The organism is Vibrio sp. CAU 1672, from assembly GCF_029223195.1.
Taxonomy (GTDB): Bacteria; Pseudomonadota; Gammaproteobacteria; order Enterobacterales; family Vibrionaceae; genus Vibrio.
On sequence record NZ_JARHUF010000003.1, the window covers coordinates 154,845 to 181,395 of the forward strand.

25 protein-coding genes are annotated in these 26,551 nt (G+C 49.5%); 14 read left to right on the forward strand and 11 right to left on the reverse strand.

The window, feature by feature from the left end:
• Positions 1 to 3: 3 nt before the first annotated feature.
• From P2G85_RS04650 to P2G85_RS04665, 4 genes are all read left to right on the forward strand, one after another.
• The gene (locus tag P2G85_RS04650; RefSeq protein WP_275862954.1) at positions 4 to 675 is read left to right on the forward strand and encodes an isochorismatase family protein; all 672 of its coding nucleotides are present in this window, start codon (positions 4 to 6) and stop codon (positions 673 to 675) included.
• Positions 675 to 1,037 carry a VOC family protein gene (locus P2G85_RS04655; RefSeq protein ID WP_275862955.1) on the forward strand — a complete coding sequence of 121 codons (363 nt, stop codon included), beginning with the start codon at positions 675 to 677 and terminating at the stop codon, positions 1,035 to 1,037. The genes P2G85_RS04650 and P2G85_RS04655 overlap by 1 nt, the downstream gene beginning before the upstream one ends.
• Positions 1,038 to 1,072: 35 nt before the next feature.
• Positions 1,073 to 1,546, forward strand: coding sequence for a peptide-methionine (S)-S-oxide reductase (locus P2G85_RS04660; protein WP_275862956.1), 474 nt, complete (start codon positions 1,073 to 1,075; stop codon positions 1,544 to 1,546).
• 175 nt (positions 1,547 to 1,721) lie between these two features.
• The gene (locus tag P2G85_RS04665) at positions 1,722 to 2,372 is read left to right on the forward strand and encodes a DUF2057 family protein (RefSeq protein ID WP_275862957.1); all 651 of its coding nucleotides are present in this window, start codon (positions 1,722 to 1,724) and stop codon (positions 2,370 to 2,372) included.
• Between the two features lie 93 nt (positions 2,373 to 2,465).
• Here P2G85_RS04665 and P2G85_RS04670 read toward each other — a convergent pair whose 3' ends face one another.
• Positions 2,466 to 3,230, reverse strand: coding sequence for a ferredoxin--NADP reductase (locus P2G85_RS04670; protein WP_275862958.1), 765 nt, complete (start codon positions 3,228 to 3,230; stop codon positions 2,466 to 2,468).
• A 193-nt stretch (positions 3,231 to 3,423) separates the two neighbouring features.
• Here P2G85_RS04670 and P2G85_RS04675 point away from each other — a divergent pair, with 193 nt between their 5' ends.
• Together P2G85_RS04675 and P2G85_RS04680 are read left to right on the forward strand one after the other, a co-directional pair.
• Positions 3,424 to 3,870, forward strand: coding sequence for a thioesterase family protein (locus P2G85_RS04675; protein ID WP_275862959.1), 447 nt, complete (start codon positions 3,424 to 3,426; stop codon positions 3,868 to 3,870).
• A 72-nt stretch (positions 3,871 to 3,942) separates the two neighbouring features.
• Complete coding sequence (locus P2G85_RS04680; protein ID WP_275862960.1) at positions 3,943 to 4,869, forward strand: LysR family transcriptional regulator; 927 nt, start codon at positions 3,943 to 3,945, stop codon at positions 4,867 to 4,869.
• Here the strand turns inward: P2G85_RS04680 and P2G85_RS04685 are convergent.
• Both P2G85_RS04685 and nfsB read right to left on the reverse strand, forming a co-directional pair.
• A complete protein-coding gene (locus P2G85_RS04685; RefSeq protein WP_275862961.1) occupies positions 4,866 to 5,156 on the reverse strand; it encodes a putative quinol monooxygenase in 291 nt (96 codons plus the stop codon). The two genes, P2G85_RS04680 and P2G85_RS04685, sit on opposite strands and share 4 nt — an antisense overlap.
• Positions 5,157 to 5,159: 3 nt before the next feature.
• Positions 5,160 to 5,813 (reverse strand): oxygen-insensitive NAD(P)H nitroreductase, encoded by a 654-nt coding sequence (gene nfsB, locus P2G85_RS04690; RefSeq protein ID WP_275862962.1) that lies wholly within the window; start codon positions 5,811 to 5,813, stop codon positions 5,160 to 5,162.
• 194 nt (positions 5,814 to 6,007) lie between these two features.
• Between nfsB and P2G85_RS04695 the strand changes: the two genes are divergently transcribed.
• From P2G85_RS04695 to P2G85_RS04705, 3 genes are all read left to right on the forward strand, one after another.
• Positions 6,008 to 7,447 (forward strand): helix-turn-helix transcriptional regulator, encoded by a 1,440-nt coding sequence (locus tag P2G85_RS04695; protein WP_275862963.1) that lies wholly within the window; start codon positions 6,008 to 6,010, stop codon positions 7,445 to 7,447.
• A gap of 129 nt (positions 7,448 to 7,576) precedes the next feature.
• Positions 7,577 to 10,234 (forward strand): alpha-amylase family glycosyl hydrolase, encoded by a 2,658-nt coding sequence (locus P2G85_RS04700; RefSeq protein WP_345795421.1) that lies wholly within the window; start codon positions 7,577 to 7,579, stop codon positions 10,232 to 10,234.
• 249 nt (positions 10,235 to 10,483) lie between these two features.
• Positions 10,484 to 11,779, forward strand: coding sequence for an alpha/beta fold hydrolase (locus P2G85_RS04705; protein ID WP_275862965.1), 1,296 nt, complete (start codon positions 10,484 to 10,486; stop codon positions 11,777 to 11,779).
• Between the two features lie 88 nt (positions 11,780 to 11,867).
• Here the strand turns inward: P2G85_RS04705 and P2G85_RS04710 are convergent, their stop codons facing one another.
• Both P2G85_RS04710 and P2G85_RS04715 read right to left on the reverse strand, forming a co-directional pair.
• Entirely contained in the window at positions 11,868 to 12,356 is a 489-nt protein-coding gene (locus P2G85_RS04710; RefSeq protein WP_275862966.1) for a GNAT family N-acetyltransferase, read from the reverse strand.
• 312 nt (positions 12,357 to 12,668) lie between these two features.
• On the reverse strand, positions 12,669 to 13,577 hold the full coding sequence (locus P2G85_RS04715; RefSeq protein ID WP_275862967.1) for a hypothetical protein: 909 nt from the start codon (positions 13,575 to 13,577) through the stop codon (positions 12,669 to 12,671).
• Positions 13,578 to 14,036: 459 nt separating this feature from the next.
• Between P2G85_RS04715 and P2G85_RS04720 the strand changes: the two genes are divergently transcribed.
• The 3 genes from P2G85_RS04720 to P2G85_RS04730 all read left to right on the forward strand — a co-directional run bounded on the left by P2G85_RS04720 (position 14,037) and on the right by P2G85_RS04730 (position 18,089).
• Complete coding sequence (locus tag P2G85_RS04720; RefSeq protein ID WP_275862968.1) at positions 14,037 to 15,155, forward strand: polysaccharide export protein; 1,119 nt, start codon at positions 14,037 to 14,039, stop codon at positions 15,153 to 15,155.
• A gap of 270 nt (positions 15,156 to 15,425) precedes the next feature.
• Positions 15,426 to 15,866 carry a low molecular weight phosphotyrosine protein phosphatase gene (locus P2G85_RS04725; protein ID WP_275862969.1) on the forward strand — a complete coding sequence of 147 codons (441 nt, stop codon included), beginning with the start codon at positions 15,426 to 15,428 and terminating at the stop codon, positions 15,864 to 15,866.
• Between the two features lie 54 nt (positions 15,867 to 15,920).
• Positions 15,921 to 18,089 (forward strand): polysaccharide biosynthesis tyrosine autokinase, encoded by a 2,169-nt coding sequence (locus tag P2G85_RS04730; RefSeq protein WP_275862970.1) that lies wholly within the window; start codon positions 15,921 to 15,923, stop codon positions 18,087 to 18,089.
• Between the two features lie 65 nt (positions 18,090 to 18,154).
• On the opposite strand, the gene P2G85_RS04735 is transcribed toward P2G85_RS04730, so the two are convergent.
• Both P2G85_RS04735 and P2G85_RS04740 read right to left on the reverse strand, forming a co-directional pair.
• Positions 18,155 to 18,532 carry a hypothetical protein gene (locus P2G85_RS04735; protein ID WP_275862971.1) on the reverse strand — a complete coding sequence of 126 codons (378 nt, stop codon included), beginning with the start codon at positions 18,530 to 18,532 and terminating at the stop codon, positions 18,155 to 18,157.
• The gene (locus P2G85_RS04740; RefSeq protein WP_275862972.1) at positions 18,525 to 18,845 is read right to left on the reverse strand and encodes a monooxygenase; all 321 of its coding nucleotides are present in this window, start codon (positions 18,843 to 18,845) and stop codon (positions 18,525 to 18,527) included. Before P2G85_RS04740 ends, P2G85_RS04735 begins: the two co-directional genes overlap by 8 nt.
• Before the next feature lie 110 nt (positions 18,846 to 18,955).
• Here P2G85_RS04740 and P2G85_RS04745 point away from each other — a divergent pair, with 110 nt between their 5' ends.
• Together P2G85_RS04745 and P2G85_RS04750 are read left to right on the forward strand one after the other, a co-directional pair.
• Positions 18,956 to 19,849 (forward strand): LysR family transcriptional regulator, encoded by an 894-nt coding sequence (locus tag P2G85_RS04745; RefSeq protein WP_275862973.1) that lies wholly within the window; start codon positions 18,956 to 18,958, stop codon positions 19,847 to 19,849.
• Positions 19,850 to 20,308: 459 nt separating this feature from the next.
• Complete coding sequence (locus tag P2G85_RS04750) at positions 20,309 to 21,613, forward strand: dicarboxylate/amino acid:cation symporter (RefSeq protein ID WP_275862974.1); 1,305 nt, start codon at positions 20,309 to 20,311, stop codon at positions 21,611 to 21,613.
• A gap of 322 nt (positions 21,614 to 21,935) precedes the next feature.
• On the opposite strand, the gene P2G85_RS04755 is transcribed toward P2G85_RS04750, so the two are convergent.
• From P2G85_RS04755 to mtgA, 4 genes are all read right to left on the reverse strand, one after another.
• Positions 21,936 to 22,403 carry a YjiG family protein gene (locus P2G85_RS04755; protein WP_275862975.1) on the reverse strand — a complete coding sequence of 156 codons (468 nt, stop codon included), beginning with the start codon at positions 22,401 to 22,403 and terminating at the stop codon, positions 21,936 to 21,938.
• The gene (locus P2G85_RS04760; RefSeq protein WP_275862976.1) at positions 22,403 to 23,140 is read right to left on the reverse strand and encodes a nucleoside recognition domain-containing protein; all 738 of its coding nucleotides are present in this window, start codon (positions 23,138 to 23,140) and stop codon (positions 22,403 to 22,405) included. The genes P2G85_RS04755 and P2G85_RS04760 overlap by 1 nt, the downstream gene beginning before the upstream one ends.
• A gap of 421 nt (positions 23,141 to 23,561) precedes the next feature.
• Positions 23,562 to 25,622 carry an alpha-amylase gene (locus P2G85_RS04765; protein WP_275862977.1) on the reverse strand — a complete coding sequence of 687 codons (2,061 nt, stop codon included), beginning with the start codon at positions 25,620 to 25,622 and terminating at the stop codon, positions 23,562 to 23,564.
• 156 nt (positions 25,623 to 25,778) lie between these two features.
• Positions 25,779 to 26,456, reverse strand: coding sequence for a monofunctional biosynthetic peptidoglycan transglycosylase (mtgA, locus tag P2G85_RS04770; protein ID WP_275862978.1), 678 nt, complete (start codon positions 26,454 to 26,456; stop codon positions 25,779 to 25,781).
• Between the last annotated feature and the right edge of the window lie 95 nt (positions 26,457 to 26,551).

A 26,551-nucleotide genomic window follows, 5' to 3' on the forward strand; every position in this document is an offset into this window, starting at 1 on the left:
GCGATGACTGTTCGAGTCAACTATCACACCACCGCATCGATTGATGTGGATCCTGAAAACGGCTTTACCGAGCTGTGCCCGGACGAGCTGCCGGTCAGCGGGGCCTTAGAGATTGTCCCAGAGCTGCTGAAAAACCACACCAAAGGACGCCTGAAACTGGTCAGTCGCGATCTGCACCCGCCCAAAGCCGCCTGGGACGCGGAAACGCCAGAGCAAATGCTCGCTCCGGTTGGCCTGCCGAACGTGGATGTCAAATGGAACCGCCATTGTGTGCTGGGTAGCTGCGGCGCCGAATTGATTGATGGCCTGCCTGCGGTGCTGGAGTACGACTTTCAGGTCAACAAAGGCATGGATCCTGATGCGCACCCTTACGGTATTTTTTTCCACGATGCCGCCGACAGCAAATCGACCGGCGCACATGAATACCTCAAATTCCAGGGCATTGATACCCTGGTGGTCGGTGGCCTGGCGCTCGATTTTTGTGTGAGGAAATCGGTTCAACAAGCACTAACACTCGGCTTCAGGGTGATCATCAATCTCGCCGCTACCCGTGCGGTACTGCCTGACGCAACAGATCAAGTCATCAGGGAGCTGAGTCAACAAGGGGCAATTTTTGTCGAGCAAGCGAATGCCATTGAGGTTGACCATGGGTTCTTAACCACCGGAGAGGACTGATGCAACAACATCAACATGAAAAACTCGATTATGTCGAATTCGCGGCCTGTGATCTCGACGCCACCAAGCGGTTCTTTACTAAGGTATTTGGCTGGCAGTTCGTCGATTACGGCCCGGAGTACACCGCGTTCACCAATCAGGGCCTGGATGGCGGCTTTTATTTGTCACAGCAGGCCAGCCAGACGCAAACCGGCGGCGCATTGCTGGTGTTTTACAGTGCTGATATTCACGCAACCCTCGACAAAGTGCAGCGCCATGGCGGGAGCATCACCAAAGCAATATTTGAGTTTCCCGGCGGCTGCCGCTTCCACTTTACCGAACCCAGTGGCAATGAGTTTGCGGTGTGGTCCGAGAGTCACTGACTTCGGCCATTAGCATTTATCAGCGGAGCACAACAATGGAAGAAATCTACTTTGCCGGCGGATGCCTGTGGGGCGTGCAGGAATACCTTCGCCACTTACCCGGTGTAGTTGTTACCGAAGCCGGCCGGGCCAACGGCCGTAGCCATACTACCCAAGGGAGTTATGACGGTTATGCCGAATGTGTCCGTACCCAGTTTGATCCGTCTCAGTTGACGGTAACCCAGTTGATGGATTACTTCTTTGAAATCATCGACCCCTATAGCCTTAACAGGCAAGGGGAGGATGTCGGCGAGAAATACCGCAGCGGCGTTTACAGCAACGACCCGCAGCACTTAGCCTCTGCCCGCGCCTATATTGCCTCGCGGGCAGACGCCGACAAAATACAAGTCGAAGTCATGCTGCTGACCAATTACGTCAAAAGCGATCCGCAGCATCAGGACCGGCTAACGCGTTATCCGACCGACTACTGCCATATCCCGCTGGATTTATTGCATAAATACAAGAAGTAAGGCCTTACCTGAATGCCGCCTCTGGTGGCATTCAGGTCACAAAAGCGCGGCTTTGCCCTGAGTAAAAAATGACGATGTTGTGAAATTACAGAACTTCTTAGCCAAGAGTGTTGCAATCAGGCACTTAAGCATGCACTCTCAAACATCACTAATCACCGAGCTCAGGATAAAAACAATGAAAATCATCAAGCCCCTCACTTGTATGCTTGCCCTGGCAATCAGTGGCCCTGCTCTGGCCGATGTCACACTTAGCATCCCTGACGACGTTTCGATATTGGCAGCCAACGGCAGGAAAGCCGAGCTGTCTGGCGGGCTCTTCGCTTCGAGCAAAACGTTAACCCTTCCGGACGGGGTCAACCAGGTCGTGGTCCGCTATGCCCCTTTCTTCAGTAAAGGAAATGAGCGGGTGAGCACGGAAAGCCATGCGATTATCGCCAGGTTCACCGCCACCGACAGTGAACTGACATTTGAACTGCCGGAGTACCGTGACCTGAGGGAGGCGGAAGCCAACATCAAACAACTTGAGTTACGCCTCATTGACGAATCGGGCAACGCCATTGACCTCAGACAGGAAGCGTTGGTTAAACCGGGGATGCAGATCGGACGCGACTACCTGCGTGAAGTGGAAGACTACAACCGTCAGGGTGGCGTCGCCGCAGTGACCATGACCGGCACTGCCGTAGTACAGCCGGTGACACTTCCCGCTGTAGCACCAGACGCAAGCGTCACCGTTGATTCAACCGCCGAAGAGATGCTGCACTTCTGGTACAACAAAGCCGATGCAGAAACCAGAGCGCGCTTTAAAGCGTTTGTAAACCAGCAATAGCGATCACTGCGTAACCAAAAAGCCACACTGCTTAAGTGTGGCTTTTTCAATTTACAACTCAACTCTGCCTGAACCGCTTAGCCAGTTACTCGATTACCAGTAACGCTCGTAAATGAAGTTCCCTCCACTGCGCAACCGGTACTTGTCTAAACCCTGCTCCTGCAGTACGGCCGATGTCTCTTTAATCATTTCCGGATTACCACACATCATTACGAAGCTATGCTGCTGACTGATGGCCACATTGGCTGCATTGACCAGCTCTCCCGAGGTGAGCAACTGAGGTATCCGGCCATACAGCTTACCGGATACCTGCTCCCGGCTGATAACCGGTAGGTAAGTCAGCCGTCCCTGGTAGCGCTGTTGTAAATGTTTAATAAGATACTGATAAACCAAGTCCTTTTGCTTTCTTACCCCATGCACTAGCACGATATGATCGCTGTGTGGTAACAAGTTGATATCATCCAACAGAGACAGAAACGGACCAACGCCGGTGCCCGTTGCCAGCAACCACAGTGTATTGGCCTGCTTCGGAATCGTATCGTGGGTTAACTCGCCATGAGCACTTTCACCGACATAGACACAATCGCCACTCACCAGTTTCTGCAGCCGTGGAGTCAATCGCCCGTTTGGGCTGGCGACGATCAGGAACTCCAGCCAGTCAAACTCCTGGCTGGGTGCATTAACCACGGAATACGCACGACTGATGGCATGGCCTTCATCATCAAGCAGTGCCAGCTTAGTAAATTGCCCCGCTTTAAAACGCAATGGCGCGCCGGAAACCCGCAAACTGAACAGCTCTTGTGTCCAGTCAATCCGCTTATCCACCGTGGCTAAATGAAAACCCTTCAGTTGTGCCATCGACCTCTCCCTATGACAGCTCGAACATGTGTCACCTACAGACCAGATATATAAATTATACAAATTACATAGCCTGGATAGGTATTTTATTTCACAAATTTAACACAATTTGATTACATTCCAAGCAATTATCTTTAGAATAAATACTCAGAATCTCACTTTTGCACCTCAATGACAGACAAGGACAGCCCGTATGGAACAACTGTTAAATGCCTTTCCAGTAATCACCGAGATCAAGGTGGCTTGGGGAGAAATGGATGCGCTGCAACATGTCAACAACTCGGTATACTTCCGCTATTTTGAAACCGCACGCCTGGACTACTTCACTAAGATAAATCTACTGGTTGATATCCAGCAATCTCACATCGGGCCAGTGTTAAGTGAAACCCAATGTCGCTATAAGCTGCCAGTAACCTACCCTGATACCTTGCTGATTGGCAGCCGTGTGACTCAGATACAAGCCGATCGCTTTACCATGGAATACCAGGTTGTCAGCAAAAAATGGAATAAAGTGACCACCATAGGCACGGCAACCGGGGTAATGTACGACTTTAAAACCAACCAGAAAGCAACATTGCCAGGCCATACCAGAGATGCCATATTGAGCTTGGAAGACACGGTCGGCAATACTCCCGCTTAGCCACCGCCAGCCTTTCGGTGTTTAAGCCACGGAATATGCTATAGTGGCTTAAAACTGAAATTTTCATTTCCCATGAAAGCACTGAATGATCTGAACATTTTCGTCGAAACCGCACGCCAGGGCAGCTTTTCTAAAGCCGCACAGCGCATGAACCTGACTCCGGCGGCCATCAGCGCGGCCATCAAGCGTCTTGAGGATCAAATCGGCTTCCCTTTATTTGTCCGCTCTACACGTAACTTACGTTTGACTTCTGAAGGAGCGTTGTTTCTCGACAAAACCGAGCAAGCTCTGGCAACGCTGCAGGAAGGTTTGGATCAGGTAGCCAGTACCCGGGGCGAGTTGTCCGGTCAGCTACATATCACTGCACCGTCGGACTTCGGCCGTAATATGCTGCTGGACTGGGTCGACGAGTTTATCGATCGCTACCCGAAAGTATCCATCAAGCTGGAGCTCTCTGACAGTCTGACCGATATGTACAGCAAACCGGTTGACATCGCGATCCGCTATGGCGAACCTGCCGACTCCAACTTAGTAATACTTGCACTTTGTGGCGCCAATGAGCGGATATTGTGCGCCTCTCCAGATTACGTCGCCCGCCATCCAACGCTCACGGCACCGGCTGACCTCGTCCGGCATAATTGCCTGTGCTATATGGTTGCTGATTCGGTATACAACAAATGGACATTGAGTAACAACGGCCAGCAGGAACAAGTGCTGGTGAGTGGCAATCTGTTAAGTAATGACAGTGATCTGCCTCACCGCCTGGCGATAAAAGGTAAAGGGATAGCCAATAAATCGCTGATGGATATCAGCAAAGACCTGATTGAAGGCAGACTGGTCCGTGTGCTGCCAGAATGGGATGGTGGCCCGGTACCGCTGTATATGGTGTGCGCAGATCGGCGTTTATTGACACCGACCATCCGCACATTCCGCGATTTTATCCAGCAAAAATGCTGCCAGCAACGTGCGAACGTGCTGGCAATCGACCCTGCCGTTTAACCGACAAACTTAAGTGGCCGAAGCTGGGTATATTCAACCCAGTCATTATCACTCAATTGCCGGTTGAACGCCTGGATATGGGAGCTGGACAAATGCTTATCCAGCGCTTCTTGCGATGCCCAGCTTTCCTGAAACATAAACAGCCCGGGTATTTTCTCGTCTTGATACAACTCATACTGGCAACAACCGCTCTCCCTGCGCGTTGGCTCCAGCAATCCTGTGAGCAAGTTTTGCACTTGCTCAACGCAATCCGGATAAGCTTTGATTTCAGCAACCAGATAGAGCATAACTCAGCACTCCGTGAACACCAGATCCGCTGCCCAGCGAGACTTTGGCGTTTTGGCGTTAAAATCGTCTTCGGCGTGATAACCGAGCGGAACAATCACCGCAGCGGTATAGCCCAGCTCACGCAGGCCAAATTCCGCATCCAGCGCCGCGACATCAAAACCTTCGATAGGCACGGCATCCACTTCCAGTGCCGCCGCCCCCAGTAACAAGGTGCCGACATTCAGATACACCTGCTTGGCCATCCAGTCGGCAGCATCCCCCAGTTCCTGGCGATGCATATTGACGAAGTAGCCACGCCCGCCACGCACCGCTTGCCTGGCCTCTTCTGTCGGGAAACGACCATCTTGCTCTTCCTGAGCGAGCAAGGCTTCCAGATAGGCGTCATCAATTGAAGTTTTGCTACAGAACACCAACACATGTGACGCATTCAGCACCTTTGCCTGATTAAATGCATAATTCCCCTGAGTCGCTTTGGCGATGCGCTGCTTACCCTCATCACTGGTGGCCAGAATAAAATGCCACGGCTGCGAGTTAACGCTTGAAGCGCTCATCCGCACCAGCTCCTTTAGCGCACTGACTTTTTCCTCGGACAGCTTACGCTCCGGATCAAACACTTTGGTTGAATAACGCGCTTTGGCTGCTTGTACTATATCCATCAGGTTCTCCAAATAATAACGAAAGGCATGCTGCGCACTTTACCCTGCCCACCAACAATGCAAAACCACTATTGTGTTGAAACATTTTCAAAAAAAAATTGAAAATACCTGTCGTTGTAAGTTTTGAACCTTCTCACTGAAATTTGCCGGATAATAGATATCATCGACCTGAATTACTGTTTTGTTTCATCTATATGCTGCCAGATCACCAAACCATCACCACCTTTCTCTGTAAACAATTTGGTCACAACCACCTGTGCATTGCCGGGGAGTACTGGCATATCGAACAATTGATGGCACTTCAATGCCTGTTGTTGCGTGAAGCCCCCAACCTACACGAGGGGCTGCGCTGGTGGAGCAAAAGCATTTCACTGTTTGATCGTCGTTTATATGTGAGCGTCACTCATACCGGACGGCAAATACAAATGGAGCTTGGTTTTCGCAATAATGAACGCCCAATGTGGACCAACGCAGTATTTGAGTTACTCGACAAACAACTGGCTCTGCTTGCGCCAGTTGAGCTAAATGAGGTAACACGTTCAGACAAGGATCCTACCCGGTGCCAGATTACCCTGGCTCAAACCCGGCACAAACCTGCGTCATCTGATGCGGTGTTCGAGTTGGTCAAGCAAGTTTATTTGCTGCTTTCACACCAGCCCATTGATCCACCCGAGCTGCTCAGTGTGCTTAACTCTTTGTTCTCAAAAAATAATAATTACTCACTTAAACTGGAACACGCCGCTTCACAATTGGGGGTATCGAAACGAACCTTACAACGACGCCTGCAGGACAAGCAGATGAGTTACTCACAATGTGTCGATTTTGCAAAACAAAAGCAGGCCCTGACACTGTTAGCCGACACCCAGTTATCGATCCAGGAGATCGCTTACCAACTCGGCTACGAAGAAGCGTCGAATTTTCATCGCTCGTTTCGCCGCTGGTTTCCCCTATCACCGATGCAGTATCGCCAGCAGTGCCTGGACAACCGGATCCAGCGGCGTCAGCAACCGGTTCGCCTCCATTATGCCAAAGCCAATCACGCGGCAGACAATGACGCCAACCAGACGGTCGGCCGGATCTGGGTTGAAGTGGATAATATCGCGTTTGAAAAGGTCGTCTATGTTGAATGTCGTGATCGGGACGGGCTCTGGCGGCGTTACCCGGCATTCTTTGAGCGTTTTTTAAACAACGGGACAGAATTATGGGCCACGACAGAGCTGCCAGTGGCGTATCCGCTCACTTTCCGTTTATGCTACGAAGTCGACGGTGAGCGCTATATTGATAACAACCACCAGCGTGACTACATGGTGCCGAAAGGCCTGTTGATTGGTACACCGGAATACATCGTACCGACCAAACAACTGGTTCAGCTTGGTACACAGTTCACCTTGTTCATCGAATTAGCCTGCCGCCTGGAACACGTGACAAACATCGACTGCTATATCGATGACGCACCGGCCCCGCTTGCGATGTCACTGACTCACCATTCAGAGCAATACGCCTGCTGGACACTGCAAGCCGCAGTGCAACACGCCGGTAAACAATGCCGGTTCCGCTTGTATGACCACCACGGTCAGGAGCTGGCTAAAGACCATTACCCGCCCCAGTATCCGATTCTTCAACCACTGCTGTAAATATGTCGCACGGTTCAAAATCTCGGTAGAGTGACATCATTTCACGCATTTTTTGGCGTGAAATGACACTCTAAATTTCAAGCCATTGCTTTATTGTTTCCGCATTGCTGCATAACGGAGACAACAACCGTGTTTGAAACCATACCTAAACCTATGAATAAAATAAAAATATTACCTTTAGCTATCGCTTTGGCCCTTTCTGGCTGTGGCAGTGATGCAACCAGCCCCTCAGACCCAGGTAGTCACGTGGCATCTCCTGACTGGCAAGATCAGATCATCTACTTTTTAATGATCGACCGTTTCAACGACGGCGATAATGCGATTAACGATCAAGGCCAGAACGAATTTGACCCGACTTCCGATAAAAAATTCAGCGGTGGTGACCTCGTTGGCATCAGCGACAAGTTGGGCTATATCGAAGACCTGGGCGCGACATCAATCTGGATTACCCCGCCAGTGGCAAACCAATGGTGGGATGCCGAGCAAAACTACGGCGGTTACCACGGCTATTGGGCACGTGATTTTCAGAAGGTCGATGAACACTTTGGTGATCTGGAAAGCTACCAGGCGCTAGCGCGTGAAGTGCATGCCCGTAACATGTTCTTAATTCAGGATATTGTCACCAACCACGTGGGTAATTTCTTCACCTACGATAATCCATACAGCTATGACCCAAGCCTGCCATGCCAGGGCTTCCGCCTGATCGAAAATGCCCTGCCGGAAGGACAGAGCCTGCCTTACCCACTCAACATGAACGAGTGCAAAGAGGACGGCAGCGGCAGTTACCACTGGACTCCAAGCATCACCGATCACAACAACCCGGTTCAGGAAAAAACCTGGCAACTGTCTGATCTCGATGACTTAAACACTTCCGATCCTGAAGTACGCGCGTACCTGAAACAGAGCTACCGTAAATGGATTCGTGAAGTCGGCGTCGATGCCTTCCGTATTGATACTGTCAAGTTTGTTGAGCACGACTTCTGGAACGACTTCCTGCATGCCGACGATGGTGTGATGACCCAGGCAGCGGAAACTGGCCGCGATAATTTCCTTACCTTTGGTGAAGTTTTTGAAGCCTCAACGCCTTACAACACCGAAGGTGAAGAGAAAATGCTGACCTACATCGGTGAAAACGGTTCACCGAAACAGATGACCTCGGTGCTGAACTTCCCACTGCAGACCACCATGACGCGAGTATTTGCTTCAGGTCAGCCAACGGACTACCTGCGCTTCCGCCTTGAGAAGATGATGGACATGTTCCCGAACCCTTACATCATGCCGAACTTTATCGACAACCACGATATGCCGCGCTTTTTGTCGCAAGGCAGTGTTAACGATATGAAGCAAGCGTTGATCACCATGATGGCAGTACCGGGCATCCCTGTGATTTACCAGGGTACCGAACAAGCCATGTCTGCTGCTCGTGATGCGATGTTTGCCAGCGGTTACCGTGAAGATGGTGAGCAGGTTGACTCGTTCGATCAAAACAGCGAGATGTACCTGTTTATCCAGGAGCTCGCCAAACTGCGCACGGAAAACAAAGTCATGACCCGTGGTGCACTAAAAGTGATTGGCAGCGACAAAGCCGGCGCAGGCGTGTTTGCCTTTACTCGTACTTTAGATAACGACGAAGTGCTGGTCGTGATCAACACCTCTAACTCGCCAATGCTGATGAACCAACTGGATGTTGAGCAAGCGGGCGGTACGGTGTTTGAGCAACAAATCATGTCCAACTGGCAAGATGCACCCGAGCAGTTAGTTGCGGATGAGAACGGCCACGTAACACTCGAACTACCAGCCAAAGCCGCAGTGATTTACTTTAAAACCGGCGATGTTCAGGCGGTAGAGACTCCGGATCACAACATCGAACTTGACCATAACTGGCAAGGTCAGACCATCACCGGTGATGTGGTTATCTCTGGCAGCGCCAACGCCAACGATAAGCTGAAGCTCGTGGTAGACGGTAACCTGGAAACGGCACAAACAATTACCGTTGCTAATGATGGCCAGTTCAGTGTCACCCTGTCAACGCGCCATTTCGCAATCGGCGAGCAACAACACCGCTTCGCGATATACTCCAGCGACAAACAGACCGGGGTGGCAGATATCAACTTTATCTCGGATCTGAGCTGGCCAAACACCGCGCACGATACCATCGACGATGCCGGTGACGCCCAAGATGGTATGGGTGGTGTTAACGGTAACTACTCACTACCGACCGATCCAACGTTTGATAAAGACAACAGCCAGCTTGCCATCAATAAAGCGGAAGTGTTTACCGTTGGCAGTAACGTACGTTTAACCCTGACCATGGATAACATCACCGATACCTGGTTGCCACCGAATGGCTTTGACCATGTTGGCTTCAGTATCTTCATTGATTTACCAGACGAGGCGTCAACCAATCTCACCGAGTTGCCGAAGATCAACGCCAGCATGCCAAGTGGCAGCTGGAGCCGCATCGCGGTGGTATTCGGCTGGCAAAGCTCGATTTACAATACCAAAGGTGCCAACGCCACCACATGGGGAGAAGCGGTGACACCTGCACCAAGCGTGACTGTCGATAAAGCGGCAAAAACCATTTCCTTTGATTTCGCCAGTGACGCCCTCGGTCGTCCGGAATCACTCGACGGTATTCGCTTTTACGTCACCACGTGGGATTTGGATGGTCTGTCGGCGACTTACCGTCCACTCGCTGAGGAAAAAGGCCCCTGGAATTTCTCTGGTGGTACATCAGATGAAAGCAAGATCTGGGACGAGCTGCCTATCATAACCTTGTCCGAGTAATCACTACCAAGGCTCTCCTTCCTGAAGGAGAGCCTTTTTTAACCCGCCTGAGTAAACTAAAACGCATAGTCACCGATACCACTTACCGGTCCCCCTGTACTCCAGTGCTCATCATCTGGCAACAAGCCCATGATTTTATTAACCAATCCATCATCCCCGCTCCCATGATTGCATTGGCTCATTGTAAAATTGCGAGTAAAGTGTCCGTTCAACACCAATAACAACAGCCAAATAAGGAACGCTTAAGCCATGCACGCTCTGTCATTTGTTGATGCCGGATTGCATTACCAGCCCCATACTTTCACCGTCCCGCTCGATCACCACCATCCAGAGAAGGGCACCCTCCAGCTTTTTGCCCGCGAAGTCAGTCTGGTCGGTGACCTGGACTCGGACAAACCCTGGCTGGTCTATTTTCAGGGAGGGCCGGGCTTTGCTTCCCCTCGTCCAAATGGCCTTAACGGCTGGATAAAACGTGCCGTAGAGGATTATCGAGTATTGTTGCTGGATCAACGCGGAACCGGCAACAGCAGCGTTATCAACCACCAGACTCTGGCTCCACTATCGCCGGAGCAGCAGGCCGAGTATCTGAGCCACTTTCGCGCCGATAGCATCGTACGCGATGCGGAGTTTATCCGGCGGGAGTTCGGGGTAGACAAATGGTCGATCTTAGGCCAGAGCTTTGGCGGGTTTTGCTCATTAAGCTACCTTTCGATGTTTCCGGACAGCCTGCTGCACAGCTACATTACCGGAGGGGTGCCTTCGCTCTCGCGCCACGCGGATGACGTCTACACCGCCACCTTTAAGCGCACACTGGAAAAGAACCAAGCCTTCTTTCAGCAGTTCCCAAAAGCGCAACAACTGTGCCAGGAGATCGCCAATCATCTGATCGACAACACCGAATACCTGCCGAACGGACAGCGCTTTACGGTTGAGCAGTTCCAACAGATCGGCATCAATTTTGGCGTCAGCGATACTTTTCTGCCAACCTATTACTGGCTTGAAAGCGCCTTGATTCACGTCAATGGTAAAGCGCAACTGCGTTACGAATTCTTGAATGACATGTTGATGCAGCAAAACTTCCAAACCAACCCGATTTACGCCATTTTGCATGAATCCATCTACTGTCAGGGCTTTGCTTCCAACTGGAGTGCCCAGCGTGTTCGCCAGGCTCACGATGCATTTAACTATCAACCCGGCAAGCCGTTTTACTTCACCGGTGAAATGGTTTTCCCATGGATGTTTGACCAATATACGAACCTGAAGCCGCTCAAACGAGCCGCCGAACTGTTGGCAGCAAAAAAAGACTGGGGGCCACTTTATGATGCCGGACAACTGGCGAACAATAAGGTACCGGTGAGTTGCGCAGTGTATGCCGACGATATGTTTGTTGAGATGGACATCAGCCGTGAAACCCTGGCCTTAATACCGAATGCCAAAGCCTGGATCACTAATGAGTATGAACATAATGGCCTACGTGCTGATGGTGAACGTATTTTAGATACCTTAATTACCATGGGTAAACAGACCGCCGCCACCCTGAGCTAACATCACCGTAGCGACTGCCCCAACAATAAAAAACGCCACGCCTCGCCGGCATCAGCACAGAAGCGTGGTTATCTCCTCGTCGTCGAGGTTAGTCGCCAAAGCGTTTGGTCATCGATTTATTCATCACCCGATAACCCATTTTATGGTAAAAGTCTTCAACTTCATGATTAAACGCCGCGACGTTCAGGCCTATCTCTTCAATGCCTTGACTACACAAATCACTTTCGATCTTATCCATCAGCGATAAGCCAATACCGAGATTGCGATGGCTTTCTGTCACGACTAATTCGTTGATATAACCTATCTTCCGGTGCGGGGCAAAGATGGCGCTAATTTCGCGGGTTGTGCCCGAAACAAAGCCGACAACCTGCCTTTGTGAACACGCAATGAAGGCACTGCTACGACCGTCAAAATACTGGTCAAAAATATGATGTTCTTCCCTGAGCTGCGCCATGTCTTGTGGTGAGCGGTAAAAATTCGGTTCCGCTTGATAATGCGAAGTATCAAGCTCAGCCAAGAGCTTTTTCAGCAGCAGGAGATCTTCCTGTCTCAGCCGTCTGATGTAAAACTGTTGCATACCTTGTTCCTTTGCCAACTAAGCCACTATCTATTACTCATTATCCATGCCACACACAGCAACACTGGAGAAGTACTTTCACTGAGTTATGAGGTGATCGGTTGCATACGCAACCCCAATAACTGTACAAATTTCAACCACCCATGTCGAGCCAAAATGGCATTGTTGTAGGCTGTTTTTGCTAATAACTTGAACGGACACAAAAGTTTAACTCGTTGTTACCCGTGGTAAGCCTTGGCTGATTAAACGATAAGATCAAAAAAGCCTCTGGTATCCAGAGGCTTTGTCAATTACCGGCTCAATCTCAGCGGATTAGTTACCGCCTGATGCGCCACTACCATCTTCTGGTGGATCAACTGGCTCAACCGGTTCGCCTTTTTCCGGTTCCGGTACTGGTGGGACATCCGGCTTGATCTCTTCTACCGGCTTGCCTTCATCGATGTCTTTCTCAACCTGCTCAACCACTTTCTTGGTGTCTTCTGCCGGGATCTCAACAACGATTACGTCACCAGTTTCAGACTTAGGGTAATCCGGGTTAGCTTTAATTACTTCTTCGGTGATCGCTTTAGCCGATACCGATACCGCTTGTGCAGAGGCTTCCGGGTTAGCTTTGATCACGTCAGAGACCACACTAGACGTTGCCGCCAACTGAGACGCCAGCGCTTTACTTGCGGCATCATCCTGGCCTTTTTCTTCAAGATCTTTGACAACTTTTTCAGTATTGCGCACTAACTCATCGACAGATACGCCAGTTGCGTTGATATCAATACCCAGGCCCTCAAAGACTTTTTCAGCCACTTCCGGTGTGTAAAGCTCACCTTCTTCTAGTGAACCGGCGATCAAAGTCGTGAACGGTGAACCGGTTACCGGAACATCCGGTTGGGCAAGGCCCTTAGGAATGGTGTAGGTTGTTGTAATACGCTTACCATTAGACACATCCACACTTGTTTCTGTTGGGGTAAAAGTAAATTTACAATCCTGTGGTGCCGCAACCACATCAACATGCCTAATACGTGCGTAACCAACCATACCTTTATAGTTTGTAGTTAGCTCATCCGCTTCACCCTGTAAGTCCCCACCACAGTCGTAAGAGACTTTCATATTGATAACAGCGGGATCATAAGCTTGAACCGCATAGGTTTTTACCACTGGATCGCTGTCACTACCACAGCCAGCCAGCAGAACCGCAGCCACACTTGCAGTTAAAAGTTTGATTTTCAAAATAAGCTCCAATATTTTTTTGTTATATCCGACCGCAACAGGAAGCATAACGATAGTTCGACAGTGTGTAAATAGTATGCATATAACTTTAGCACCTAATTTCACATAATTATGTAGCTGTTGTACCAATTTCAGTTCATATAAACACATCAAACCCACGACACAGTGCAGCTTATTACTGTACAATAAGCTGCATTATTGCATTTACCTGGTTGCCTTTGATGCAACCAAATGGATAATAGTTGTCTATTTTTTGAGGTTTCCTCGTGAAGCATTAAAAAATACATAATTGCCTCTTTGGATCACTCTTCAGAGACATGGGGCATACAAAAATAAAATACTGAATGGACTCGTTTTGTGACAATTTATCCTTACTCTTGGTCACCTGACCTTAACTCAGGGTAAGGTTCGAAGTGATTCAATTTCAGTCGGCAAATTTCTCTCGGTAATAAACAACCAATGAACACATTTAACAAGTATTTGGGGATCACCGTTCTTCCTATTATATTGAGTGGATGTACCCTACCCGGCAGCCATCTTTCGCTCAGTGACAAGACGGTCCTAACCTCCGGGGCAAGCGATATCTCATCTCAAGTCACGGTCTACCCGCTAACCCTGGAACGCGTAAGTTCGCTCAATGCAGTAGAACCTTTTTCAAAACCTAACCCTGAACTGGACCAGGCCATCACCAACTACGAATACGTAGTCGGCCCGGGTGACATATTAAACATTACTATCTGGGATCATCCGGAACTCACCATTCCTGCCGGCTCATACCGGAGCTCGACCGAAGCGGGCAACTGGGTTCACTCCGACGGAACGATCTTCTACCCTTACATTGGCGTTGTCGAGGTGGCTGGGAAAAACGTCCGCCAGATTCGCTCTGACATCTCTGCACGGTTAGCAAAATATATCGAAAGTCCACAAGTCGATGTCAGTGTCGCGGCTTTCCGCTCCAAAAAAACCTATATCACCGGCGAAGTAGGCAAACCGGGTCAACAACCCATCACTAACATTCCCCTCACCTTGTTGGATGCGATCAACCGTGCTGGCGGCCTCGCTGCAGATGCGGATTGGCGAAACGCCTCTCTGACCCGCAATGGTGAGGTAGAAAAAATTTCACTGTATGCACTCATGCAACAAGGTGATCTGACCCAAAATCGCCTGTTACAGCCAGGTGATATCGTCCACGTACCTCGCAATGATGCTCAAAAAGTATTTGTCATGGGAGAAGTCAACGATCCCAAACTACTTAAAATGGATCGCAGTGGCATGAGCCTGACCGAAGCGCTGAGCAATGTTGGCGGCATCAGTCAGATTTCTGCCGACGCCACGGGGGTGTTTGTCATCCGGCGCTCAAACGAAGAAGCCAAACTGGCCGATATCTACCAACTGGACGTCTCCGACGCCTCGGCATTAGTGATTGGAACAGAGTTTGATCTCAACCCATACGATGTAGTTTATGTCACCGCAGCACCAATCAGCCGTTGGAACCGCGTGATTGCTCAGCTGGTACCAACCATCTCCGGGTTCAATGAACTCACCGAAGGTGTATTACGTATCCGCAAGTGGCCGTAAACAATAATCGCGACTCCCCAAGTTCAATATCATTGCCTGGGGAGTTTGAAAAGTCGCAAATAAAACAGACTGACGCTTATTTATGCCACTTAACCAGACATAGGCAACAAAGTTAACAGCTTTAAAATGCAATATGTGTTATATGAGAGCGGCAATGAATTTAATATCAACAACCAACAGAGCGTTGGTCTGTTAGAGAGATTTTCGCCAATCGCCTGCTGAAGCGATCTTTTCTGCATAGTACGATTGAACTTAACAAAGGATGACAACTTGTTCTCTAATATTCTTGTCGTCTGTGTCGGGAACATCTGCCGCTCCCCCACAGGCGAACGACTCTTACAGTCCATGTTGGCTGATAAACACATCGCCTCTGCCGGTATTGCGGTAGAAAGAAGCCATTTAGCAGGCAAACCTGCCGACGCCACTGCTACCGATGTGGCCAAAGAAAATGGGGTTGACCTCACCGGTCATCAGGCGCAACAACTGACACCCGATCTCTGCGCCCGGTATGATCTCATTCTGACGATGGAGAAAGGCCACATTGAAGCACTGACCAAAATCGCTCCGGAGGCCCGGGGTAAAACTATGTTGTTCGGCCAATGGATTGGTGAAAAAGATATTCCTGATCCGCACCGACAAAGCAAAGAAGCATTTGACCACGCCTATGCGCTAATCGATCAAGCCGCCAAAGCGTGGGCACAAAAACTATAAATCTCTTAACTCGAATTAAAACGCCACTGGCAAGGTATTTAAGAAGTAAACATAATGACAACACAAACTATCAAACAATCACGCCAAGTTGATGATGAGATCGACTTAGGGAAACTATTTGGCATCATCATTGATGCCAAGTGGATTATCCTCTGCACCGTGCTCCTATTCTCTATTGTCGGCGTTGGTGTTGCCATTCTTTCCACGCCCATATACAAAGCGGATGCGCTGATCCAGATTGAGAAGAAAAGCTCCGGCGGTATTTCAGCCATGGTTGGTGATATGGGTGACCTGTTCGCCGCCGAATCATCCGCGACCACAGAAATCGAGATCATCAAATCCCGTATGATCTTGGGGGATACGGTGGATAAGTTCAACCTGACTACCGTGGTAACGCCGGACTACCTTCCAATCATAGGTAAAGGCTTAGCCCGTCTGCAAGGCAAACAAAATTACCTCAACGTGTCTCGCTTTACCCCCCCATCCTATGCAATGGGAGTTCCCCATACTCTGAAAGTATTGGACCCGGCTAAACAAACTTTCCAGCTACTGCAAGACGAAGGACGGGTTGTTCTTGAAGGCCAGGTCGGCCAGCTGATTGAAAGCAACGGTTATCAATTTAAAGCAACTGAACTGGTGGCAAGTGATGACAGCACCTTTACCATCCGCAAAATCAGTAAGCTTGACGCCATCAACCAACTGCAGCAAAACTTATCGATTAGCGAGCGTGGTAAACAAACCGGGATCATCTCATTAAGCTTCTCCGGGGAAAACCGTGCTCACATTCAGGCGATCCTCAATGACATCAGCCAGAACTATTTTTTGCAAAATGTTCAGCGTAACTCCGCCGAAGCCGAGCAAAGCCTGGAGTTTCTAAAAGGACACCTGCCAGATATTAAGAGTACGCTTACCACTGCTGAAGATGCCCTGAACCGCTTCCGCCAGGCGAATGAATCTATCGACTTAGGCCTGGAAGCGCAGTCCACTCTGAAAGTAATGGTCGAACTCGAAGCGCAACTAAACGAACTGACCTTTAAAGAGAGCGAAATCAGTCAACGCTTTACCCAGGATCACCCGGCATACAAGTCACTGCTCGACAAACGCCAGACGCTATTAAAAGAGAAAGAGCGCCTGAACCTTCAGGTCCAAAGGCTACCTAAAACCCAGCGCGAAGTATTGCGCCTGACCCGTGATGTTGAAGTCAACCAGCAAATCTACATCCAGTTGCTGAACAAAGTTCAGGAGCTGAACATCATCAAAGCGGGTACCGTCGGCAACGTTCGCATTCTCGACAGTGCCCAGTCGTTTTCTCAGCCCATCAAACCGAAAAAACCGCTGATCGTCGTTTTGGCAACGTTACTTGGTGGTATGGCAGGTGTAGCTTTTGTATTGATTCGGGCGGCTTTCCATCGTGGTGTCGAAACACCGGATCAGATCGAGCAACTCGGTGTGCCGGTTTATGCCAGCGTTCCTAAGTCAATCCAGCAGCTTGAGTTCGCCAGTAAACTGAAGCGTAGCAAAGGCAAAGCCAACCAGGAACTGGTCTTGCTGGCGGAGGCCAACCCTGCCGACCTCTCAATCGAGGCCCTGCGTAGCCTGCGCACCAGTTTGCATTTTGCGATGATGGAGGCCAAAAACAATGTACTGATGATTTCTGGCCCGGCGCCCTCTATCGGTAAAACCTTCGTTTCAACCAACTTCGCTGCTGTCGCCGCCAAGACCGGGCAGAAAGTACTGCTGATTGATGCAGATATGCGTAAAGGCTATTTGCAGCAATGCTTCGGTTTACGCTGGGAGAACGGTCTGTCAGATTTCCTCAGTGGCAAGGCCACCAAGGAGGACATTATTGAACCGTCATCGGTCAATAACCTTCATGTCATTACCCGTGGTCAAATTCCACCGAACCCATCTGAGCTACTGATGCATCCCCGCTTCAGCACACTGGTTGAAGAAGTGTCGAAAGAATATGACCTGATCATTATCGACACCCCGCCGGTACTTGCGGTCACTGATCCAAGTATTGTGGGGGCAATAGCAGGAACCACATTGATGGTGGCGCGTTTTGACCAAACCACACTGAAAGAAATTGAAGTGGCCAAAGGCCGTTTTGAACAGTCTGGTGTAGATGTGAAAGGTATTATCCTCAACGCAGTAGAAAAGAAAGCCTCCAACTCCTACGGATATGGCTACGGCTACTACAACTACAGCTACAAGAGTGAATAAACCTTAGCCTCGAATCAAAAGCCCTGCTAGCAATAGCAGGGCTTTTTGATTACTGACAAGGTCGTTTAGAGCTCAACAGAGTGGAGTTGCCTGTACGTCAAACCGCTCAACAGCATAAAAAAAGCAGGATCGCTCCAACCAAAACCAACCAGCACACCAGTGATCGCGGCGTAAGTAGTGATCAGCAACCCAAGGATGTTGGTGATCAATAATGCCTTGAACAGTTGCCTGACCGTGGGGCCGTCGTTGATTTGGCGCAGCAACAAACTGATCGCCGCGATCCCCCCCAGGAAGATCGAGGTATGCTGAGAGAGAAACAACGCATATCGATCATTCAGCTCTACACCATACAAGGGCCACATCACGACAGGGACAAAAAACAGCGCGAGCGCAAACAGACCGTAAATCGTACCGTGTAAAGTGAGAAAAGTACGGTTAGTCATCGTGTTTTTTTTCCGTCGGCGCATGATTGATCACACTCAATGAAGTATTGATATCGAATATCTGACCACGCACTTCCGCAATCCCCATTTTCTTTAAACGGGCGCTGTGCATCTTCAGGTATGCTTGCGCTGACGGCTCATCTTCAAACAGGTAAATGCCGCCACCAAGCTGGTCTTGCTCGCTCTCCGTCCAGATCTTCCAAATCATACCCGGCTCATGATTGATTGACTGGGCAAGCTCTGCCAGGGCATCAGACATCTGTTCACCAAATGGACCATGATACTCAAAATCAACTTGCAGTAGCTTTTTCATCTGCCTTCTCCTCTTCTTTATTAACTGAGTTTCGATAGCAGGATAGTAATCTTTAAAAATTAGACAAAAAAGTTCATAATATAACCACTAAAGGTAGATAAATTAGACCAATGAGACTCAAAACCACCTTAGAACAATGGCAAACCCTGCGGGCTATCGATCAGGCCGGTAGTATTCAAGCTGCGGCTTTATTACTGAACAAAAGCCACACGACCCTGATATATTCGGTGAAAAAACTGGAAAATCAGTTAGGTATTAAATTGCTTGAAATCAGAGGCAGAAAAGCCGTGTTAACCGAGCATGGCATGATGATACTGCGTCGTGCGCAATCGATGCTGGATCAAGCCTATGAACTGGAAATGCTCAGTGAACAACTCAAGCGAGGGGTGGAATCTCAAATCACACTCTCGATGGATCACCTTTGCGATCCTAGCTGGGTGTATGTGCCACTAAGTGCTTTCCTGTCACAGAACAACACCACTTCCGTCCAGATTATCGAAACATCACTAAGTAAAACCACCCAGATGGTTGTCAATCAGCAGGCTGACATTGCCATAATCAACTTGCCGATTACCAACTACCCCGCCGAAGCATTTGGCACCACAACCATGCTCCCAGTGATAGCACAACATCACCCGTTGGCGTTACAGCAATCTGTCTCGTTAGCCGACTTTGCCACCACCTGTCAGATCGTCGTGCGTGATTTGGGCGAATCAGAACCGGACAAACAGGATGTGGGCTGGTTAAGAGCCCGGCAACGCATTACCGTCGATAATTTTGACCATGCCTTACAAGCAGTGGAGCAAGGTGTTGGCTTTTGTCGCTTACCTGCACACATCATCACACAACACCAAAGTGACAAAATCAAAGTCCTCGCTCTGGAGCACTCTAACCAGTATCAAGTAGCGTTACACATCACCTTACCAAAAGGAGCCAAGAGTGGTCCGGCCACGCTGGCACTATATCGCACACTGATGGAAAGCGCCGCCAAACGGTTTCTATAACTTAACAATCAAGAGGATCTGGCTACCGCCTACATAACGCGTGGCAGTGGGTTCTGCAACCCTTCATGTCTCTGCCATACAACCAGCATAATCCACTACTAGCAGTTGTGGCAGCGGCGAAATAAGCCTAATTCGCGACTTTGACATGCCAATAATGAATAAAATTTGATTTTTTATGCACATTTAACGGTACTTCGTTCTTTTTAAAGTGAAGCCAATCTTCCCTTTGTCACTTCAGTGCATGTTTAAGACGTGAATTATTCGATAAACAGTTTAAGTATTGGAATATTATTTTATTGCACATTGTTGAATAATCGTTAAAACACCAAAAAAATCAGTGATCCAAATCACATCTATATGTCAGACAGAGGATTATTCTTTCGTTTTTTCGTTATCCACTGCTAATCTGCTGCTCGCCTTGAAGTGAACTCAAGATGCATAACTATAAGGAGTGTTCTCATGAATACCAAGAAACCGATGTCGCTGACCAGCCGAGTAATCCTTGGCATGATCGCAGGTATCTTGACAGGATTTGCAATACGCACACTTTTTGCTGACAACGGATTTGTCGACGCTTACATTGTTAATGGATTATTCGAAGTTGGTGGCCAGATCTTCGTTGCCAGCTTGAAAATGCTCGTCGTACCACTGGTGTTTGTATCACTGGTTTGCGGTACCAGCTCTCTAAAAGACCTATCAACATTAGGTCGCATGGGTGGTAAAACCCTTGCTTTTTACATTGCAACCACAGCGGTTGCGATCACGCTCGCGCTAACCATGGGCACCGTGTTCCAGCCTGGTGCTGGTGCAGATCTGACCGCAGCAAGCTCATTCAAATCAGCACAAGCACCATCTCTGGGTCAGGTGATCATTGATATGTTCCCGACCAACCCAATCAGTGCGATGGCAGAAGGTAAAACTCTGCAAGTTATCGTGTTCGCCGTACTATTCGGTATCGCAATCAGTGCTGCGGGCAAACCGGGCGAACGTATTGCTGCCTTCTTCTCTGATCTGAACGAAGTGATCATGAAGCTGGTTGCGATCCTGATGAACCTCGCCCCTTATGGGGTCTTCTTCCTGATGGCGAAGCTCTTTACCGGCCTTGGTCTTGGTGCCATTATCAACCTGGCCGAGTACTTCTTAGTACTGGCTGGTACGCTACTGCTGCATGGTTTGGTGACTTACAGTTTGATGCTAAAAGGTTTTACTGGCCTGAGTCCAATTACCTTCTTGCGTAAGATGGAAGATGCGATCATGTTTGCTTTTTCAACCGCATCATCCAATGCCACCATCCCGGTAACCATGGAAACCGCCAAACACCGTATGGGTGTTGAGAACCGCATTTCGTCGTTCACGGTACCACTGGGCGCTACCGTAAACATGGACGGTACCGCTATCATGCAGGGCGTTGCAACAGCATTCATCGCTCAGGCGTTCAATATCGACCTAACCATGGGTGACTACCTGATGGTGATTATGACGGCAACATTGGCTTCTATCGGTACTGCCGGTGTTCCTGGTGTTGGCCTGGTGATGCTGGCTATGGTATTGAACCAGGTTGGCCTGCCACTTGAAGGGATCGCTCTGATCATGGGTGTTGACCGCTTGCTGGATATGATCCGTACTGCGGTAAACATCACCGGTGACAGCGCTGTAACCATCATCGTCGCCAAAACAGAAGGCGCATTGGACGAGGCTCGTTTCAATGACCCAATGGCAGGTGCCGCAGAGGAAGAGGTACATCTGAAGCACGCAGACGCTTAGACTGTAAACACTATTCTTCCTGTCTGAATCGAAAACCCCGATGGCCCTCCATCGGGGTTTTTGTTTTCTATCGGCCAATCATAGTCCGCTCAATCTGAACATAGGATTAATTACATGTTTGACAGGTTAAGTTCCCGCGCAAAAAAAACAGATACAAAAATCCCCGAACCAGAGTCCGGGGATAGGTATGAAGATGCAGGGTTGGGAGTTTAGCCCGGCAGGAATGAATTTTGGGCTTCCAAGGATATCCTTAGCACAATCTGTCCTGAGTGGCAGGTCTGGCCTTCAGGATACCCATTTACGGCCAGTGACTCACTGACTGCTAAACAAACAGGTTCATCACCAGCATCGCACCAAAGGCGTTCAATACTGAAATCGCAATCATCACTGGGATATAGCGCCCCTCCGTACCAATAGGCCCCATGATACGGCCCATGTACTGAATCTGAGAGCCCATCAAGTAGATGGCCGGTGCCAGAACAGCAATATGTGTTCCGTTCAGAATACCCAGATCAAACAGAGTGATCACTACCCCAACGGCGCCACCCATTGACATCCAGGCACCAATCAGTACGGCTGCGGCTTCACCCGGCAGGCCGAATACCGCCATGATTGGAGAGAACACACTGCCCATCAAATCCAGCGCGCCGGTAATCTGTAATGCCTTGATGATCACGAAGGCCATCAACACATTCGGCACCGTAGAGGTGGTCGCAATCACCCAGCCTTTTTTAGCACCTTCAACGAAAATATCTGTCACCATTGGTTTTTTCGCTTTAACGTCACCCATTACGCCATCTCCTCTTTGAGCTTCTCGGTTTGAGTTTGATCCTGCTTGTCTTCTTTACCTTCAGTGATATTGAGGTAAATGCGAAACAGGTTCGCGCCAATGATTTTGAACGCAAACATCACAACCACAGCCAGGCCGATAGAAGACGTGACCGCAAGAGAGCCATCCGCCATGGTGAGGGTAAACAGTACCGCGCCGGAGGAGAAAAAGTTGACGATAGTCGCACCTGCGGTGAACTGGAACATGGTAAACACGTCCGTTTCACGCTTGGTGAGATAACCTTCGTCTTTCAGCTGGCGCGTCATCGCTGCACCGGCATCGGTACTCTGTAGCGATGCGATCAGGGCCAGACCCGTGTTGCCCGGGATCCCCATTAAAGGCCGGAGAAGTGGCGTAAGAAGCTTACGGGCGGCTTCCAGTGCACCGTAGTGCTCAAGCACATTGATCATCCCCAACGCAAACATCACCGTCGGGATCAGGGTCAACGCGAAAACGAAACCATCACGGGCCCCGCTGCCACCGGTGCCCCGGAAAGTGGTAGTGGCGGTCTGGATCCCTTCTGCCGTTTGCGTTACCCCAGAGGCCACAGTGCCGAACGAACCATTTAACGTCGTAAAGTCGAATACACCGTACCATTCGTTCGATTGCATCAGACCAGAAAAGAACACCACAGCAAACGCCAGAGCGATATAACACCCTAACGTCACCTTGCGTTCAGTTTGAACAGGATTAGTCATAAAAATACCTATGTATGTGGAACAGGACACATAGGATAATCCCTACAATTACGTGCTAGTTCGATGATCAAAATCAATCCGTCCACCGAAGGTCGGCACCGCTGAACAGTAACACTTTATTTTATGACGCAAATCAAAAACAGTGATTAATGTTCATTTACTAGCCCCATGCAGCATGTTAAGCCATAGACGCAGGCAATTAATCTCCATTTTCTGCGTCAATATCACACCAGATATTTATTTGTGGCGCAGATATGACGTACAAGACGTCGTACTATCTACAGCTCCCGCGAGCGCACTCTTAATGGCCATCTGCGCAACACCCCGTCGCTTGACGGTATTAAATGCTCCGATCCCGAGCCATATTACAGACATAAAAAAGCCCTTCTTCCACCACGGAAGAAGGGCTTAATATCGGGCGTTACTTATCGCGACCCACGAAAGCAATCACCACCTTATCATTGCCCAGTGCACGGGAGAAAACGTAGGCACCTTCTTGCTTGATCTCCTGGTGCTCGCCAGCCCCAACCGCCGGATGGCTTTGGCGGAACTGACCCAGTGTTTGCCAGTGTTTAAGCAGCGACTGCTTCTCTTTGCTCAACTTCCAAACCATATCCGAACGGGTTCCCTGATGGAAATCATCGGCGTAAGGGCCAATATTACGGCCAATCTCATCCCCGTAGTATACCTGAACGGCACCCGGGCTTAGCAAAAGTGCGTTGGCGGCATTACGCTGCATAGCGTAGTCTTTGAAACGGCTAAAGAACAACTCGGTATCATGAGACGACATGTAGCTGACCGGGTTAAAGTCTTTCTCGTTAGCGATGGTGTCAGCATAGCTTTGGTAAGTATCCGCCATTTGGCTGAAACAGGCTGCGCCTTTGTCGAGCTTTTTCTGCATGTCGAAGTTGATCAGCGCGTCAAAGCCATCATCAAAATACGGGCTGCGGTAGGCGGTGTGACCCCAGACTTCACCCATCATCCAGAATGGCTGGCCAGACTTGCCGTTTTCTTTACGCCAGTGCTCCAAACTCTTCGAGCCCTCCTGCTTGAGGCGTTTCCATACCTCGCCCTCAACGTGCTTGACCGTATCCACACGGAAACCATCAATACCAAAGCGCTTGACCCAGTCAGTTTGCCATTCAATCAAGTAATCGGCCACGGTATAGTTCTCGTGTGCCACAACCCGAGTGCCGGGATTATCCAGCAGCCATTGTGGCGGGGTTACCGCCTGAGTCGATTCAGTCATAAAATCTGGCAGGCCAGCCAAAGACATGGTGACATCATTGCTGCCCGGAGCAGGGTAGCCCGGCAGGCCGGTTCTCACCCAGTCACCTCCCCACCAGTTTACCCAGTTTGGACTCTTATAATCGATGTTCTGGGAATAACTGTACCAGTTCTCGCCACTTTTCGGCTGCCAGTCTCCCCATTTTTCCGGTAAATCTGCACCTGGTTTTAACACGTCGATACCGTCAAACTGAAGATCGGCCAACGTTGAGTAACCGGAGTGGTTAACGACCGCGTCCATCAAGATTTTCAGACCACGCTTGTGGGCTTCTTCCACCAGTTTTTTCAGATCGGCGTCATTACCAAAGTTTGCATCAATCTTAGTAAAATCGCGCGTCCAGTAGCCGTGGTAAGCATAGAATGGGAACGAGCCGCTGTCACCACCACCGGTAAAACCGTGCACCTGCTCAACGATCGGCGACAGCCAAATCGCATCCGTACCTAAGCTCTTAATATAATCCAGCTTTTCGATCACGCCTTTCAGATCACCGCCATGGAAAGTACCGATTTCCTCTTTACCGTCTTTTTTACGCCCATAACTATGGTCATTATCAGTATCGCCATTGTTAAAGCGATCCACCATCACAAAGTAAATGTTGGCATTGCGGTAATCAAATGGTTGGGCTTCCTTGGTTTTTTTAACCGGTTCAAGCAGCACTAACCCACCGGAGGCCTGGCTTGGTGTTAATGAGACTTGTTGATCTTTAACTTCTACCGTTTGACCTGAGTATGCATCGCGCAGTTTAGTACCATCCGGGAAGCTGTCACCCAAAGCAATGGTGACCTCGCCGCCTTGGTGAACTTCACACTGAACTTTAGGAATCGGGCGCTTAAACTCAGTTTTAGCGGCTTTCTTTGGCTCACGTTTAAACCGCAGTGTTTTGGCCTGATCGTCAAAAGCAAACGAGTAGTCACCGGTAAAACGGATTTTAAGCGGCAACTCAATCGGCTTTCCACAGTTCAAACCGATCGGTTTGTTGAACTTAACCTTCTGACCTTCCGGCGCACGGCAGTCACCTTCAATGCCAGTCACTTTCATCGTGTAGCCGCCTTTGGTTAGCGGCACCACCAAAGGTTGCTCGGCACTTAATGGAAAATCCCGGCTAGTGGTTGAAGTAGAAATTGTGATGTTTGGCTCGGCAACGACACTTGCCGAAGCGAGTAAAAAAGCAGTAGTGATCAGATTTAATTTCATCTTTCAGTCCATTGGTTACGCATATCAGGCTGCGCAATTGTTGTAGTTTTATTCACGTTAATTATGCATGGACGAAAAACGCAACACATCCTTCCAAATGACTACGCCCTAAAGCTTGGCTTGCTTCACATTTTGCTTTGATAGGGGCGTAGTTGACTATAGCCAGGCCGGGCTAAGGTTATGCATCTGGGCTAGTGCCCAGCTTGTACGACGCCGGGTGTAGTCGCTGTGTGAAAGGACTTTGATCTTGTATGGGTTCGGTAACACTACTGCCAGCCTGGCTGCCTGCCATGGTGATAGCTGACCGGCAGGAATACCGTAGTAATTCTGCGCCGCCGCCTCGACACCATAAAGTCCCGGACCAAACTCGGCCACATTTAAGTACACCTCAAGAATCCGTTGTTTGCTCCACATCAGCTCCATCAGCAAAGCAAAGTACAGCTCGTAAGCCTTACGCGCATAGGAGTGCGACGGAATCAAAAATACATTCTTGGCCGTTTGCTGAGTGATCGTGCTGGCACCACGGGCAGGCCCGTTGTCCCCGGCTTGAGCGATGACCTGAAACAGAGACTCAAAATCAACCCCGAAGTGATCGGGAAATTTTTGATCCTCGGTCGCAATGACAGCTAACTGGATATGTTGTGACATCCCTGACAACGGCACCCACTCTTGCTGGCTGTACTCAGGATAGCCGCTTGGTGGTGAAATCATCCGGCTGATCTTCCATCCCCATACCGGCGGATCGATGTACTTAACCACACCAACCAAAAGCACCGGTACCAATAGCAATAACATCACCGCGCTAGCCAGTAACGACTTAAGCCTTTTCAGCATACTTTTTAGCCTGAAGATGAAAACAATGATGCATAATGCGCCGTGATAACCCCAATGAATGTGGTGCAGGTTGCCCGATTAAAGGACTAACGACA

Bases quoted from the DNA above. Each gene is read 5' to 3' on its own strand.
- P2G85_RS04710 (WP_275862966.1), bottom strand. From the start codon at position 12,356: ATGCAACAGTTTTACATCAGACGGCTGAGACAGGAAGATCTCCTGCTG.
- P2G85_RS04695 (WP_275862963.1), top strand. From the start codon at position 6,008: ATGCTGCCAGATCACCAAACCATCACCACCTTTCTCTGTAAACAATTT.
- mtgA (WP_275862978.1), bottom strand. From the start codon at position 26,456: ATGCTGAAAAGGCTTAAGTCGTTACTGGCTAGCGCGGTGATGTTATTG.
- P2G85_RS04755 (WP_275862975.1), bottom strand. From the start codon at position 22,403: ATGGGTGACGTTAAAGCGAAAAAACCAATGGTGACAGATATTTTCGTT.
- P2G85_RS04650 (WP_275862954.1), top strand. From the start codon at position 4: ATGACTGTTCGAGTCAACTATCACACCACCGCATCGATTGATGTGGAT.
- P2G85_RS04655 (WP_275862955.1), top strand. From the start codon at position 675: ATGCAACAACATCAACATGAAAAACTCGATTATGTCGAATTCGCGGCC.
- P2G85_RS04685 (WP_275862961.1), bottom strand. From the start codon at position 5,156: ATGCTCTATCTGGTTGCTGAAATCAAAGCTTATCCGGATTGCGTTGAG.
- P2G85_RS04665 (WP_275862957.1), top strand. From the start codon at position 1,722: ATGAAAATCATCAAGCCCCTCACTTGTATGCTTGCCCTGGCAATCAGT.
- P2G85_RS04660 (WP_275862956.1), top strand. From the start codon at position 1,073: ATGGAAGAAATCTACTTTGCCGGCGGATGCCTGTGGGGCGTGCAGGAA.
- P2G85_RS04675 (WP_275862959.1), top strand. From the start codon at position 3,424: ATGGAACAACTGTTAAATGCCTTTCCAGTAATCACCGAGATCAAGGTG.
- P2G85_RS04670 (WP_275862958.1), bottom strand. From the start codon at position 3,230: ATGGCACAACTGAAGGGTTTTCATTTAGCCACGGTGGATAAGCGGATT.
- P2G85_RS04760 (WP_275862976.1), bottom strand. From the start codon at position 23,140: ATGACTAATCCTGTTCAAACTGAACGCAAGGTGACGTTAGGGTGTTAT.
- P2G85_RS04750 (WP_275862974.1), top strand. From the start codon at position 20,309: ATGAATACCAAGAAACCGATGTCGCTGACCAGCCGAGTAATCCTTGGC.
- P2G85_RS04720 (WP_275862968.1), top strand. From the start codon at position 14,037: ATGAACACATTTAACAAGTATTTGGGGATCACCGTTCTTCCTATTATA.
- P2G85_RS04705 (WP_275862965.1), top strand. From the start codon at position 10,484: ATGCACGCTCTGTCATTTGTTGATGCCGGATTGCATTACCAGCCCCAT.
- P2G85_RS04765 (WP_275862977.1), bottom strand. From the start codon at position 25,622: ATGAAATTAAATCTGATCACTACTGCTTTTTTACTCGCTTCGGCAAGT.
- P2G85_RS04735 (WP_275862971.1), bottom strand. From the start codon at position 18,532: ATGACTAACCGTACTTTTCTCACTTTACACGGTACGATTTACGGTCTG.
- P2G85_RS04680 (WP_275862960.1), top strand. From the start codon at position 3,943: ATGAAAGCACTGAATGATCTGAACATTTTCGTCGAAACCGCACGCCAG.
- P2G85_RS04745 (WP_275862973.1), top strand. From the start codon at position 18,956: ATGAGACTCAAAACCACCTTAGAACAATGGCAAACCCTGCGGGCTATC.
- P2G85_RS04740 (WP_275862972.1), bottom strand. From the start codon at position 18,845: ATGAAAAAGCTACTGCAAGTTGATTTTGAGTATCATGGTCCATTTGGT.
- nfsB (WP_275862962.1), bottom strand. From the start codon at position 5,813: ATGGATATAGTACAAGCAGCCAAAGCGCGTTATTCAACCAAAGTGTTT.
- P2G85_RS04730 (WP_275862970.1), top strand. From the start codon at position 15,921: ATGACAACACAAACTATCAAACAATCACGCCAAGTTGATGATGAGATC.